At 62.1% G+C, this 825-nt stretch carries 1 protein-coding gene; it reads left to right on the forward strand.

The genetic code is table 11. The features are described 5' to 3' along the window. The coding region (locus tag ACFOES_RS20995; protein WP_377835685.1) for an IS3 family transposase at positions 1-752 on the forward strand (752 nt) is incomplete at its 5' end. Between the last annotated feature and the right edge of the window lie 73 nt (positions 753-825).

Here is an 825-nt window from a genome sequence, read left to right on the forward strand (position 1 = left end):
CCCTCGAGCAGCCCGAGCTGTCACCCCGGGAGCTCGCCGTCCACTTCACCGACAGTCGGCGCTACTTCGTGTCGGAAGCCAGCGTCTACAGGGTTCTGAAGGCACATGACCTGGTCACCAGCCCGGCCTTCGTGGTCATCAAGGCAGCAAACGAGTTCCACGAGAAGACGACCCGACCGAACCAACTCTGGCAGACCGACTTCACCTACCTGAAGGTCATCGGCTGGGGCTGGTTCTACCTCTCGACCATCCTCGACGACTACAGCCGCTACGTCATCGCCTGGCGGCTCTGCACGACGATGAAGGCGTCGGATGTGACCGCGACACTGGAAGATGCCCTGGTCGCCTCGGGCTGCAATCAGGCCACGGTTGCCCACCGGCCCCGGCTGCTCAGCGACAATGGCAGCAGTTACATCTCCGGGGAACTGGCCGACTGGCTTGCTGACGAGGGCATAGATCACGTCCGGGGCGCTCCCCGCCACCCTCAGACCCAAGGCAAGATCGAGCGCTGGCACCAGACCCTCAAGAACCGCATCTTGCTCGAGAACTATTACCTGCCCGGCGCTCTGGAACAGGCGATCGGCGACTTCATCGACCACTACAACCATCACCGCTACCACGAGAGCCTGGGCAACCTCGCGCCCGCCGACGTCTATGTCGGCAGGGCCGAAGCCATCCTGAAAACACGAAAGGAGATCAAAGCCAAAACCATCGAGAAGCGCCGCTTGCTGCATCGCCAGACCGCGGCATAGACTGAAACCCCAACGAGCCAGGCCCTCCGTTCCAGATCAGCCCCTCGTGTCCCAAATCATATGACGACGGACA

The organism is Acidimangrovimonas pyrenivorans (assembly GCF_042643245.1).
Classification (GTDB): domain Bacteria; phylum Pseudomonadota; class Alphaproteobacteria; order Rhodobacterales; family Rhodobacteraceae; genus Acidimangrovimonas; species Acidimangrovimonas pyrenivorans.